This window comes from Pseudomonas sp. GW456-E7, assembly GCF_059424105.1.
This window is the reverse complement of sequence record NZ_JBWKZB010000041.1, coordinates 1-12865: the sequence shown is the minus strand read 5'-3', so window position 1 is coordinate 12865 and position 12865 is coordinate 1. Positions and strand designations below refer to the sequence as shown.

Genomic DNA, 12865 nt, shown 5'->3' with positions numbered 1-12865 from the left:
GTATCAGACCCAGGCCACCGCCAACAACCCCGCCCCCAACACCACACACAACGGCGAATAAACCCAGGTGTCGAGCCGGGCAAATTTCGAACCTTTGACCTCCTTGAAAAAACCCACCAGCTCCGAATCGCCAATGGCCCGGGCAAACAGCAAGATCGCAATGGCACTGATCGCCCACTGCAACGACCAGTGATGCAAGGGCGGCAGCCACCAACCCACCCGCCAGCACACCAGCACGGCAATCAACAGCAATGCCCCGGCCACCACCAGCGTGATCCAGCCTCGTGGCTTGAACGCCGGCCTCAATTTTGCGCTGCCCTCCTGCGGTACTTGCGGGACCGCCGCCACCGCCGCCCACTCGCCACCCAACGCCCAATACACATGCACCAGACTGATCACGGCGAAGATCGTCACCAGCCATTGAGCCAACAGCAAGGTCATGGTCAGGAATCCTTGAAAGGGATTTGAACAGAACATTGTAGGAGCTGCCGCAGGCTGCGATCCTTTGATTTTGCTTTTTCAGACAAGATCGCAGCCTTCGGCAGCGCCTACAGGGCGGCGGAGACTTTGTCCGCCACGTCCTTGGGCAGCCAGGCGCGCCAGACGTCCGGATGAGCCTTCATGAACGCCTGCGCCGCCTGGCGCGGCGGTGTATGTTTCTCGCTCATCTCGGCCAGCGCCTTGTTCAGCGGGTCGATCGGAAAGTCGACCTTGGCGAAGAACTCGGCAATCTGCGGATATTGCTTCTGGAAGGGGGTGGACACACCGATCGACAGCTTGGAGGCCAGGGAACGGGTCGGCCGTGGATTGGGGTTGTCGGCGTCGGTCAGGGTTTTCCAGGCTTCGGCGTCGAACGGTGGCTCTTCCAGCTGAATCAGCTTGAAGCGGCCGAGCAACGGCGTGGGCGACCAGTAGTAAAACAGCACCGGCTTGCCACGATGAATGGACGAACTGATCTCTGCATCCAGGGCCGCCCCCGAACCGCTGCGGAAGTTCACGTAGCTGTCCTCCAACCCGTACGCCTTGAGCTTCTGCTTGTTGACCACTTCCGAGGTCCAGCCGATTGGGCTGTTGAGGAAGCGCCCTTTGGTCGGGGCTTCCGGGTCCTTGAACACGTCTTTGTAGCGCGGCAGGTCGCTGACGCTGCGCAGGTCCGGCGCCAGCGGCTTGATGCCCTTGGCCGGGTCGCCCTTGATCACGTATTCCGGCACCCACCAGCCTTCGGTAGCGCCCTTGACCGTGTCGCCGAGGCTGACGACTTTGCCTTCGGCTTCGGCCTTGACCCAGACCGGGCTGCGACCGGCCCACTCTTCGCCAATGACCTGGATGTCATTGTTGGCCAGCGCGGTTTCCAGGGTGATGGTGGTACCCGGCAAGGTATCGGTGGGCAGCCCGTAGCCCTTCTCGACAATGATGCGCAGGACATCGGTAATCAGGCTGCCGCTTTCCCAGTTCAGGTCGGCGAAGTGGATCGGCGCCTGGGCGGCAAACACCTGGGCGGGTGTCGCCAGCAAACCGAAAGTGGCCAGGACAGCAGCCAGCAACCGTCGTAATCCGTTCATGCTTTTGCACCTCGTGCTGTTCACAGCAATAGCAGGATGGCCTGGCAGTAGACCGCGAAGCCTCTGAATACTCAGTCCAATGACTGTAGTAGAGGTTCCTGCTTTCGAGGTGCGGGGATCAGTTTTCGGAAGTTTCCTGCAAACGCGTCAGCTCTCGCCTGACCATGCTGGCGTAGGGCGCCGGTTGCAATTGGTAAAGCTGTGACGCCACCCAGTTCAGCCAGGCTCCCTGCAGAAGGGGCTTGTGCTCGAACAGCCGCCGCGCTTCGTCTTGAGCGCTGGCCAGGTTCTGTTCGTGGAAGTCGGCGCGGGTCAGGGTCATCACTCGCTGGCCTTGAAGGTCACCAGCTCGCCCTTGCGCCACTTGGCCACTTTGGCGGTCACGGCCTTGAGGGTCTTGGTCAGGCCTTCCTGCAACTGTTGATGGGCGGCAAACACCATCACCACGCTGTGACCTTCCTTGAACACGACCCCCTGACCATCGGCGGTGGTCACGAAGGCGTAATCGCCAATGCCGTAAACCGTCAGCTTGATGTCGCGGAACCTGATGTCCAGCTTGCCGCCTTCGCGACTGGGCAACACGGAGGCGCTGAAATGATCGCCGACCTTGAGCTTGAGTCCGGGCTTGTCGTCCACCACCAGGGCTGATTCGGTGTCGATTTCGGCAATGTAAATGCCTTCAGCGTTCTGTTCGGTGATGTAAACGAAACGTGACTGAAACTGCTTGACCAGCTTTGCGCGCAAATCGCCCAGCACGAACAAGGCATGCATATCGAGATTACTTACTGCCAAGGAAACATCCCCACATCTGAAAAATGGCGCCGTACGCGAAAACAAACGCACAGCCAAAAAAGCGGCAATGCCGAAGGTGTCGCCAGAGAACCCGGATTGATGTCCTGAATGAGCAGTGCACTCATTCATCACGAAGCTTGAGAAGACTACTGGAACGTCACTCGCGTCGTCCTGACTGGTGTTCGTCACAGGCTGAAGGAAAACGCCCTTCCTGCTGCCCGAAAATTATGGACTATCAACTTCGGGGAAAAATCTCACCAAGAGAAAAAAATTTCCTACATATCGTCAGCAAAAAATTGCTTTAGATAAACATCATTCACCCACCAATAAGGGTGATTCTAGAGCAGCGATGCTCCTGAAGACTAGCCAAAACGACGTACATACGTCGGCAAAACAATGAAAAGGACTTCATATGTGCACACTGACACACTTTGCCTATCCCTTGGTGCCTGACTCGCAAACAACAGCGATCTCGCAGCCGAGACCGTTCGGCCGTTCCGGACCGCTTCCCGATGTCCCTTCCCGCCCGCGCTTTCAGGTGGTGATGGCGGGCATTGCCTTCTTTCACATCAAGGATATTTCTACAGGCTGTGTAAGAGGTTTCCGAGCCAATCATAACGAAGCCTGCGCCCTCGCCCGGTTTCTTGAATCACAGGGTTGACAGGCCCGTCGCGCTCATTTTCATCAACGTTTGGTCTGCCCGTCGACTTATCTCAGCCGTCGACGGGCAACTACTGCCATACTGCCCGCCCAATAAAACGAATCCGCAACAAATCGGATGGCGTTGACAACAACAATGTATTTCCAGGGGAAGTCTGCAACGTGACGGAATTTGATATCGGCGAGTTTTTTATCCGGGGTGAAGCCAGAGAAGTCGAGGGTGAATTCCAGGCCGTGATTGTCATGCGCGCCAAACCACCGCTCAAGACCGTGACCTATCACCAGGTCGAAAAAGATCGCTGGTTCAAAACCCCGGATGTCGCTGCGATCGCGGCCCAGGAATCGGCCAGGGAGCTGAAGGCGGCGGTCGATGCCGGGGCACTGAAAGCCTGATACCCGGATTGGCGGTCTATGCTCTGTGTTGCGTTTGAACATCGTGATCGAACTCCACCCGTGCGGCGCCCTCGAAACCAGGAGACCGCACCTCGCCCCTCGTCCCGACTGATGACCTGCAAGGAGATGAAGATGGAATCACCGACACACGACCTGAAAGGCCTGTTCGACCAGCTCGGCCTGGACTCGAGCCAGAAAGCGATCGACGACTTCATTGCCGGCCATTCCCTGCCCGACGACAAGAAGCTCATCGACGCCGAGTTCTGGTCACCGCAGCAGGCCGGCTTCCTCAAGGAACAACTACGCGAAGACGCAGACTGGGCGCGAGTAGTCGACGACCTGAACCTGCGCATGCATCAGACCCACTGACCACTTCAATGCAGGCTGTCAGGTCTTTCGGCGTTCAATTGCGCCAACCAGGCAGCCCTGCACTCCTCCGCTTCGTCGCGACTGGAGAACGCCGTGCCCCGGCGCTCGCCATTGAGCAACACCACCCAGCAAACCTTGCGTCCCATGGAGCGCAGATTGGCAGGTACGCCGCTGCCGATCATGACCGCGACATCAACTTTGCCTTGCATGCTGACCTCGAACTTCATTAGCAACCTAATTAATAGGTATGCTAGTTAAATTCTCGACGAGGAAACAGCAAAACGCTGCACAGGTCAGTTGCAGGATTTGTAACAATCACCCGGCAACCCGGGGTTGCTAGCGCGGTTTTTCCGGCTTGTAGCCCAGGCGCAAACCGCCCCAATGCCGGCCCTTGAGCATGATCGGCACCGAGAGATCGTGCATCAACTCGCCGGTGTCCCGGGTATAGGTTTGCAGCAGCACGGCCTTCTGATGGCTGCCGCAGCGGATCCCGGTGCGGTCGGCGAACTTGCGTTTGGTCCGGTTCTGCAAGGCATCGACCTGCGCGTCCCCCGTCAGCGGCTGGCTGAACGCATGGTTGTGGGTCGGCACATAACCCTGCTGGGTGCAGGCGATGGCGAACACCAATCCTTCGTGACGCGGCAACAAGGGTTCCTGGATCGCTGGCAAGACCTGATCGGTGTAGCGGTCGAAACGCGTCTGATACTTGGCCGGGCTGGTATGGGGGATGACCTGGTAGTTGCGGTCGAACAGGTCGTCCAGACTGATTCGACCGGCATCGATATCCGCCTCGAAACGTTCTGCAATCCGGCTCGCGCCTTCCCGGGCCAGGTCATAGATCCGCTGGTGATAATCATCCAGCCCCACCTCGGCCAGTCGCTCGCTGATGGTTTCGGCCTGCCCTTCCATTTGCACCGCCGCCTGGGCCAGACGCTGAGTCTGCTGATCGCTGACCGCCAGGTCGCTGCGCATCTGTTCGATGGCGTGAAACAGGCTGTCGAGCTGTTCACGGTTGGTGTCTGCGCCCTGGGCGATTTCCCCGACCTGGGACTCGACACTGGCCGCCAGACGGGCAATGTTCTCCAGGTGCTGCCCGGTGCGCTCGACCTGCTCGACGCCGGTGTCGAGGTCGCTGGACAGTTGGCGGATCTGCTCCACCACCTGCGCGGTCCGTTGCTGGATATCGGCCACCATCTCGCCGACTTCGCCCGTCGCGGTCGCCGTGCGTGCGGCAAGCCCGCGAACCTCGTCGGCCACCACGGCAAAACCGCGACCGTGCTCCCCCGCCCGCGCCGCTTCAATGGCGGCGTTCAACGCCAACAGGTTGGTCTGGCTGGCGATGGACTGAATCACCAGGGTCACGCGCTGGATATCATCGCTGCGCAGGCTCAAGGCTTCGATCAGTTCACGGCTGTTGCTGGCGCGCTGGCTGAGCTGATGCATGCGGGCAATGGACTCGATCAGTTCCGTACGCCCCACCGCGCCACTTTGATGAGCCTCGCTGGCGGCGCTCAGCGCCTGGCGACTGAGCAGCGAGGTGGCGTGTTCGGTGGTAATCATGACCTCGGCGTTGCTGACGATCTGTGCCGCCGCCGAGAGCTGCGATTGCAGTTTTTCCGCCAGTTGCCGAACCGAGAACGCCACCCCGGCGGCCGAAAGCGCGTTATGGCTGGTGGTGTAGGAAAGATCGCGAGTCAACTCGCCGATGGCATCGGGGTTGCCGGGGGAAGCCGACTGTGGGGTCGCGCGCGAACGCAAGCGAGGCAGCCAGATGATCAGGACGGCCAGGGGCAGGCCAAGGTAGAGCGACCAACCGCCCAACGACATGCCACATAACAACAGCATCAAGGCGATGCTTTGCAGCGTCGGTGTCAGCCAGCGGTTTTTCGGCAACAGCACTGGTGCAGGCACTGCCGCAGCCAGAGACCCGTCTCTTGTCATCATCGTCACCCCGGAAAACTTCTAATTGTTGTCTTCGCATTAAACGCCGGCATAAGGCCATTATCCATGAGCCTTTAGTCGCGAACGTTGCAGCAGATCAATAGAAGAATCGGGAAATCGCAGACGGCAGAAAACAAAGATCGCAGCCTGCAGCAACCCCCTACGGAACAAATGTAGGAGCTGCCGCAGGCTGCGATCTTTTCAGGCAGCCCGGTTCAACAGGGCTGCCTCACAGAATCAGGCCTGACGCTGGTGCTTGTCGATTTGCTCGTGACGCTCTTGAGCTTCGATGCAGTACTTGGTGGTCGGGCTGATCAGCAGGCGCTTGAGGCCGATCGGCTCGCCGCTGTCGTCGCACCAGCCAAAGCTGTCTTCCTTGATGCGCTCAAGGGCTTGCTCCAACTGAGGCAGCATGCGCTGGTCGCGATCGATCGCGTTCACCAGCCAGGTGCGCTCTTCTTCGACCGAAGCCGCGTCTGCCGGATCGGCCGGGGTGTCCAGGCTTTCGATGGCGATGCGGTTCTGTTCGATGCGCTCATGGGTTTCGACTTTCATGTTCTGCAACAGCTCGGAGAAAAAAGCATGTTGCTCGGCATTCATGTAGTCATCCGCCGGCATGGCCAGCAACTTGTCCTTTGTCATTGATATCTCTATAAAAAAACGTGCATTAAGGCGAATAAGGGAGCGTTCCGGCAGACCTGGGCAGGCCATCGGAAAGGCGCCGTTTGTTCCAAGCGCCACCCGGCACTCAATTTACGAGGGGCGGCAGTCTAAGGCCGACTTGAGGCCTCAGCAACTGAAAAGACAGCGAATTTGTCCGACAAAGCCCTGAAAATGCTCTACGGCAGGCTTTGAGGCGGTAATCGGAGTGCGTTTATAGCAAGAAATTCAATCGAGCGGCTGTATATAGAAGACAAACGGCCTGCACGGGGCCATTTTCCCCGCCTTTTTCCCTGCCATTTGCATGGCTGCGAACCTCAGCTAAGGTTGTCCCTCCCGAAATGGCCATATAAAGGAAAGGACCATGAAGCTGATCGGTATGCTGGACTCGCCCTATGTCAGGCGCGCCGCCATTTCTGCCAAATGCCTGGGAATCACGCTGGAACATCAATCGGTCTCGGTGTTCCGCCACTTCGAACAATTCCGGCAGATCAACCCGGTGGTCAAGGCGCCTACGCTGGTGCTGGATGACGGTGAGGTGTTGATGGACTCGACGCTGATCATCGACTACCTGGAAACCCTGGCCGATAACAGCCTGATGCCCGTCGAACCCCCCATTTGTCACAATGCATTGACACGTTGTCACGATGACCTGACATGAAAGCGCTTTAGCGTGTCAATCAATGCAAAAAAAGAAAAAAAACCCAACCAAACCAAGGTGGTTTTTCCGCATATCCGAGAGGTTCAAGATCGCTCCAGTCGCGCCATGCGTGATGTGAAACAACAAGACTTAATTGCGTACCGCAAGAGTCCGTAGCCCACCGTCATGATATCGAGCAATTGCGGGCCAAAGTCATCAAGCTCAGGTTCGTCAATGAAGTGCTTTTGGACGAGAACCGTGTACTCAAGGCTAAATTAAGCAACCTTGAGGTAGTGGACCTGCCATCAAGGAAGCCGCAGAAATAGGTCGAATTCGCAAGCTGCGCAACTGCACATGGTCACCCATCATCATTGATCGCCGGCGATTTTATCCGGTTTGCTCGGTGGACGAACGCAACGCGACTGGCGGAGAAACGCACACTTCCGGTCAAATATAAAAATGCTCGTTCGTGGTCAAGGCTTTGTGAGCGTTGCATATTAGATTGGAGGACGCTCCCTGGAGAATCTATGAGCTGTTTAGAGTTGTTGAAGCCTATAACTGAAAAAGTGCTTTCGGCAGGGAGGCGGCTATCCGCGGCGATTCAATTGTCCTGATGGACCAAGAGGTCATGGGGATATTTTTTATCCATACTGTTTCCCCCACGCCCTGCACACCCTGCCTTTTGCCGCCTCAGACGTCTCTCGAGCCAAATTATGAATTTTTTCATAATTGCGCATAAAGCTAGTTTTTTGGACGCTCTACCCGATATAGACGATTTACGGACAATAAAATCTAATTTCACCTTGTATTTACACTATTTTTTGTGGTCGAAAAACTGAGAATCTAGACACATGGATGAATCAAAAATCAGGTCATAGCCATCAGACCGAGCTGGATCAATAGTTGGATCGCCTACTGGGTAGCACTTACCACTGTCGACCTCGTAAAGAATGCCATTCTTACTTTTATGGAACAGTCGTTCAGCTTTCACTAGTGACTTCATCAGTAGTCGCCCGCTGTTGTTGACCTCACTAGAGCTAACTAGCTGAACGTCGACTACTGCTAGATGTTCAGACTGTCGTGCAATCAAAGACCGCAAAGCGAATTCACCGCTGATCATGAGATTGAAACGACGCCATCTTGTGCATTCACGTTCCTCGATCTGGACGTGAAACCAAACCCCGCCGACGTCGTACTCGACATATGTCCAAACGCGAAAATCATCCTCGAAAAAAGGGACTGAAATGGCCTCAGCCCAGTCATAAGTGCGGAACACGGTGCACCTCCGTCGTCATAATATCGCTATCGAATATAGTCCTTTCCGTGCTTGACCGGCTTCATCGTTCCTTTTGTGAGTTGTACAAATGGAACGGAAGATCGCGTTTGGATTAGCGCTAAGAAAAAGTCGACTGCGCATGGGTCTGTCGCAGGAAACGCTAGCCCCCAGCCAAGCGTATGTAAGTGAGGTTGAGAATGGGAAGAAAAGCCCTTCAATCGAAAAGGTTGAAGATCTCGCGAAGGCCTTAGGCATCCGTCCTATTACTCTTTTGGCAAAAAGTTACTTATTGGAGGGGGAAGATGTATCCGCGCTTTTGAAGCGTGTTGAGCTTGAGCTCAATCACCTCGCTTCTTGCTGACCTAGGGTTCTGGGATCACCGTCGGCAGCAACCGACCGATTCTTCCGAAAAATCGGCGTGTCCAAACTGCCTGTCATTGACTGGTGAAAACGTTTTTTTACACGCCATTATGTGAAATCCGAGTCCGGAGCCACTGCCAAACCTTTACGACACCAAGCAGAAGCGGCCGCCATGCAGGATGTCACTGGCCGTTTTTGACCATCGCCACCGGCAGCAATGGGCGCTGGCTATCGATAGCGGCTGATCCCTTTGGCCTGCCCTCATTCTCATGCTAGGATTCGGCTTGAGAATAGCCCCACGCCTCGGGCGGGACCTGTCCCTTAGTGCGCACCAGGGGGTTAGTTTTGTTGCCCAGCAAGGCACTTGCCCCACGTCTGCTTACACAATTTCCCTTCCCAGTCCCCCTTTCGTCGAGTTGCCATCATGCACAGCCCCGTAGCTGACGTGCTCGACTTGAGCGCCATTCACAACCTCTCACACAGGTAGCAATCGGCGGTTGCTGCCAATGGCGAAGGGCAACAATCGTTTTCAGCCGCTCACAACAGGCAGCTAACGGCCCAGAGTGTGTAAAACGAAAGCCGGGGCGATTCACATCGTAGCGCTGGCACATCGGTATCGTCGCTTTGGTGCAGCGATGATCTATCTGAAGCTGCGGCAGGCAGGCGAACAGGTCAACAACAAGCGGGTTGAACGTCTTTATGCCGATGCTCGCCTGCAGGTAAAGAGGCGCAAACGCAAGAAGATACCGATTGCGGATCGGCAACCACTGGGCCGTTCACAAACTGCTAATTCAGTATGATCGATGGACTTTGTGTTTGATCGCACGGCTAAGGGGCGGGTCATCAATAGTCTAACCGTAGTGGATGATGCCAACCATGCGGCTGTCGCCATCTTGCCGGAGCGAGCGATTGGTGAGCACTCTTCGACACGTATCCTTATCGCCTCGCTATGTCACGTGGCCCGCCCAAAACCCTCCGCACAGATAACGGCAAGGAGTTCTGTGGCCGCGCTATGCAGACACGGGTCCATCATGTGGTGTGCAGCTATCTCTAATTGAACCAGGAAAATTCAACCAAAAAGCTTACATTGAATCGTTTAATGGACGCTTCGTGATGAATGCCTGAAGGAGCACTGGTTCATTAGTTTACCACACTCCAAGGTGATCATTGAGGCCTGGCGAAGGGAATGCAACGAAGTGCAGGCTTGTTCATGCTTCCGCCCCTCCAAATAAAACACCCTGCGAAAGACTGGCCCTCGCAGGGTGTGGGGAACATCTTATGACCGCGAGTAGGGAACCTACCCGCGGTCAATTGCTACAGCATTGGCAAATCAACAACAGGTATCAGACCAGATTCACCGTCACCCCCTGCTGAACCAACAGTTCTGCATCCATCGTAGAGTGCTGGTAGCTGGCGTAGGTTACGCCCCCTACATCCACCGACCCAGTATTGGCCCAATCACCTGGATCCATGCCATTGGGCAGCAGATCATCGAGCATAACCACATCGCCGGCGTTGCCTTTGACCATCATCTGGACATCGCCACTGGCATGGAACAGGTCCATGCTGCCCTGACCCAGTACATCACCCAGTGACAGCTTGAGCGTGTTGTCACCCGTGCCGGTGATGTCGATCACTTCGACGGAGCTAATCTTGTTGCCAAGCGCGGTCAGATCAAATGTCTGCAGGGCGCCCTTGATCCGCAGAACATCGGTCCCACCGCCGCCATCCACCGAACCGGCGACCCCACTAAGCCACTCGCTATACGAAAGGCTGAACGTGTCGTCAGCCGCAGTGCCCACGTAGGCAAAGTCTTTGGTGATTTCTATGATGTCGGACGGTGCAATATAAGTGATATTCGTCAAGCCCGAATTAAACCCTCCCGTCTCCCCCGTTACGACAATTTTCACGCGATCAATTGGTGCACCTACTCCACCTGTGTCGTACATAGCATAAGTCATCGCATCGGAAGGGAAAGCAGTGTGTCGCAACACACCGTTCGTGTCATAAAACTCGAACGCCACAGAACCTACGTGGCTGATGTCCTTGAGCTGGGTCATCGCGAACTTGGTCGCGGGGCGCCAGAGCTTGATTTCTACCCAACCGTTGTTTGTTCCACTCGTGCCAACGTGCAGATAGTTTGTCGTCTTACTACCACCGTATGCCCCCCCAATGCCAACCAGCCCTGCACTCGCAGTCAAATAGCCTATATCCATCCTCACGCTTCCATTGACATCCCCCTTGGACTCATAGGCGTAGAGTGAACTCATGACGGTTTGAGTTGTTTTAACGGAAGAAGAAGCATTGCCGTATGAGTCCACGATTTTCACGTCGTAGATCGAAGAATTGCTTAACACATGAACTACTGCCTTACCTGCACTCGTATCTGCAGCCGTCACGACGTACTCAACACCTAGATTCTCACCATGTATGAGTATCTTGTCGCCCACCTTGATGTCCGGGTTGTTTAGACCGTTCACAGTCAGCTCCATGTAGGCGGTCTTATTTATTACGGTAGCGCTGGTCGGAGCACCTGGCGCCAAACTATCCATGGTTATGGAGACAGATGTCGCTGCTCCTTCACGTCCAAAGCTATCCACAACGCGCGTCTGAATTGACCAGCTCCCGGCATGACTGTTGAGGTCCTGCAGTACCCAGTCCAGGCCATTCACCACCGCATCCACCCATGTGGCACCACCATCAGTGGACATCTGCAGCCTTTCATGTCCACTCAGTGCTGCGCTCAGCTTGCCCTGTATCAGGCGTCCGGCACTGCCATCGTTGGTATTAAAATCAGTGCGAACGGAACCACTGTCCTTGGTCATGGAGGTGACCGAAGCCGTCTGCGTGGGTGCAGTGGTGTCAACCTCGATCAGTTGCTCCGTCCGCACAGAAACGTTACCCGCTTCATCTACCGCTTCAACGGACAACTGATGTACACCATTACTCAACACAGGTGATGGCGTGTACGACCAACTGCCATCTTCAGCCACTATAACGCGGTCGATTTCCGAGCCGTTGTCGTAGATGACAATCGTTGCGCCCGCCTCTGCCATACCGCTCAACACAGGTGTGCCGTGATCAAGGATTCCTGCCAGAGCGTTGAAGGCCGGTGCGTCTGGAGCGACGATGTCGACAAACACCACGGTGTCATCCGAGGTATTGCCGTTGCGGTCGATCACGCTGACCACCAGGTTACCTTCCGGCTGGGGAACACCGGCCGGGCTGTTGAGGGTGTAGCTGCCCGAATAATCCAACACCGCGCTGCCGGTGCTGCCATCCGGGAACACGACGTTGACCGTACCGAGTGGTTCACCGTAGCCGGTAATCGTGATCGTGCCGTCCCCGTTGTTGGTGAACAAGACCGTTGGAGCGGCAGGCTTGATGCTATCGACATAAACCTCCACGGTGTTTTCGGAGAGGTTGCCGTTAACGTCAGTAACATTGACCACGATTTCGCCATTCGGCTGGATCTTACCCTCCGGGCTGTTGAAGCTGTAGTTGCCTGCAGCATCCACCACCACGCTGAAGAGGCCGCCATCCGGGAGCAGCACGTTCACGGTCGCTCCTGGTTCAGCGCGACCTGCTATGGTCAGGGTGCCGTCACCGTTGTCGGTGATGCCGACAATCGGGGCTTCTGGAACGCGGGTGTCCTCATACTCAACCACAGTGTTTTCAGAATGGTTGCCATTGATGTCAGTGGCACTAACCACAACTTCACCGTTCGGCTGGCTCACGCCCGCCGGGCTGTCGACGCTGTAGTTACCTGCAGCATCCGCCACCACGCTGCCAGTGCTGCCATCCGGGAAGGTCACGTTCACGGTCGCGCCTGGCTCGCCGCTGCCGGAAATGGTCAGGGTGCCATCACCGTTGTCAGTGATACCGACAACCGGGGCTTCTGGAGCACTGGTGTCTTCATACGCCACAACCGTCTCTTCGGAGAGGTTGCCGGTACCGTCGGTGAGGGTGACCACGACGTTGCCATTCGGCTGGATCTTACCCTCCGGGCTGTTGAAGCTGTAGTTGCCTGCAGCATCCACCACTATGCCGAAGAGGGCGCCATCCCAGAAGGAGCCATCCGGGAGCGTCACGTTCACGGTCGCGCCTGGCTCGCCGCTGCCGGCAATGGTCAGGGTGCCGTCACCGTGGTCGGTGATGCCAACCACCGGCGCTTCGGGGGCCGTGGTGTCGTCGTACTCCAGCACCGTGGTG

The 12865-nt window shown here is 56.4% G+C and carries 13 protein-coding genes and 2 pseudogenes; 6 read left to right on the top strand and 9 right to left on the bottom strand.

Features of this window, described 5'->3' with window-relative positions:
- Window positions 1–3 precede the first annotated feature (3 nt).
- The 4 genes from AC07YV_RS22755 to AC07YV_RS22740 form a co-directional block, all read right to left on the bottom strand.
- Window positions 4–441, bottom strand: a complete 438-nt coding sequence (locus tag AC07YV_RS22755) for a DUF3995 domain-containing protein (RefSeq protein ID WP_102701441.1) — start codon at window positions 439–441, stop codon at window positions 4–6.
- 107 nt (window positions 442–548) lie between these two features.
- On the bottom strand, window positions 549–1562 hold the full coding sequence (locus AC07YV_RS22750; RefSeq protein WP_102701442.1) for an ABC transporter substrate-binding protein: 1014 nt from the start codon (window positions 1560–1562) through the stop codon (window positions 549–551).
- 118 nt (window positions 1563–1680) lie between these two features.
- Window positions 1681–1884, bottom strand: a complete 204-nt coding sequence (locus AC07YV_RS22745) for a hypothetical protein (protein ID WP_095967984.1) — start codon at window positions 1882–1884, stop codon at window positions 1681–1683.
- Window positions 1884–2333 carry a hypothetical protein gene (locus AC07YV_RS22740; protein WP_173900842.1) on the bottom strand — a complete coding sequence of 150 codons (450 nt, stop codon included), beginning with the start codon at window positions 2331–2333 and terminating at the stop codon, window positions 1884–1886. The genes AC07YV_RS22745 and AC07YV_RS22740 overlap by 1 nt, the downstream gene beginning before the upstream one ends.
- A gap of 433 nt (window positions 2334–2766) precedes the next feature.
- Between AC07YV_RS22740 and AC07YV_RS22735 the strand changes: the two genes are divergently transcribed.
- The 3 genes from AC07YV_RS22735 to AC07YV_RS22725 all read left to right on the top strand — a co-directional run bounded on the left by AC07YV_RS22735 (window position 2767) and on the right by AC07YV_RS22725 (window position 3776).
- Complete coding sequence (locus AC07YV_RS22735) at window positions 2767–3015, top strand: hypothetical protein (RefSeq protein WP_102701444.1); 249 nt, start codon at window positions 2767–2769, stop codon at window positions 3013–3015.
- Between the two features lie 161 nt (window positions 3016–3176).
- Window positions 3177–3407, top strand: coding sequence for a hypothetical protein (locus AC07YV_RS22730; protein WP_007973761.1), 231 nt, complete (start codon window positions 3177–3179; stop codon window positions 3405–3407).
- Between the two features lie 132 nt (window positions 3408–3539).
- Window positions 3540–3776 (top strand): DUF2789 domain-containing protein, encoded by a 237-nt coding sequence (locus AC07YV_RS22725; RefSeq protein ID WP_007973758.1) that lies wholly within the window; start codon window positions 3540–3542, stop codon window positions 3774–3776.
- 5 nt (window positions 3777–3781) lie between these two features.
- Here the strand turns inward: AC07YV_RS22725 and AC07YV_RS22720 are convergent, their stop codons facing one another.
- From AC07YV_RS22720 to AC07YV_RS22710, 3 genes are all read right to left on the bottom strand, one after another.
- The gene (locus AC07YV_RS22720; protein WP_102701451.1) at window positions 3782–3985 is read right to left on the bottom strand and encodes a hypothetical protein; all 204 of its coding nucleotides are present in this window, start codon (window positions 3983–3985) and stop codon (window positions 3782–3784) included.
- Between the two features lie 127 nt (window positions 3986–4112).
- A complete protein-coding gene (locus tag AC07YV_RS22715) occupies window positions 4113–5336 on the bottom strand; it encodes a methyl-accepting chemotaxis protein (protein WP_494990356.1) in 1224 nt (407 codons plus the stop codon).
- 618 nt (window positions 5337–5954) lie between these two features.
- On the bottom strand, window positions 5955–6359 hold the full coding sequence (locus AC07YV_RS22710) for a TraR/DksA family transcriptional regulator (RefSeq protein WP_007935965.1): 405 nt from the start codon (window positions 6357–6359) through the stop codon (window positions 5955–5957).
- A 382-nt stretch (window positions 6360–6741) separates the two neighbouring features.
- Here AC07YV_RS22710 and AC07YV_RS22705 point away from each other — a divergent pair.
- Window positions 6742–6981: pseudogene (locus tag AC07YV_RS22705) on the top strand (glutathione S-transferase N-terminal domain-containing protein); the annotation flags it as partial.
- Between the two features lie 850 nt (window positions 6982–7831).
- On the opposite strand, the gene AC07YV_RS22700 reads toward AC07YV_RS22705, so the two are convergent.
- Window positions 7832–8293 (bottom strand): hypothetical protein, encoded by a 462-nt coding sequence (locus tag AC07YV_RS22700; RefSeq protein ID WP_102701445.1) that lies wholly within the window; start codon window positions 8291–8293, stop codon window positions 7832–7834.
- Between the two features lie 88 nt (window positions 8294–8381).
- On the opposite strand from AC07YV_RS22700, the gene AC07YV_RS22695 reads away from it, so the two are divergent.
- Window positions 8382–8654 carry a helix-turn-helix domain-containing protein gene (locus tag AC07YV_RS22695; RefSeq protein WP_102701446.1) on the top strand — a complete coding sequence of 91 codons (273 nt, stop codon included), beginning with the start codon at window positions 8382–8384 and terminating at the stop codon, window positions 8652–8654.
- Between the two features lie 592 nt (window positions 8655–9246).
- A pseudogene (locus AC07YV_RS22690) lies at window positions 9247–9849 on the top strand (DDE-type integrase/transposase/recombinase); the annotation flags it as partial.
- Between the two features lie 147 nt (window positions 9850–9996).
- On the opposite strand, the gene AC07YV_RS22685 reads toward AC07YV_RS22690, so the two are convergent.
- The coding region (locus AC07YV_RS22685; protein WP_494990355.1) for an Ig-like domain-containing protein at window positions 9997–12865 on the bottom strand (2869 nt) is incomplete at its 5' end.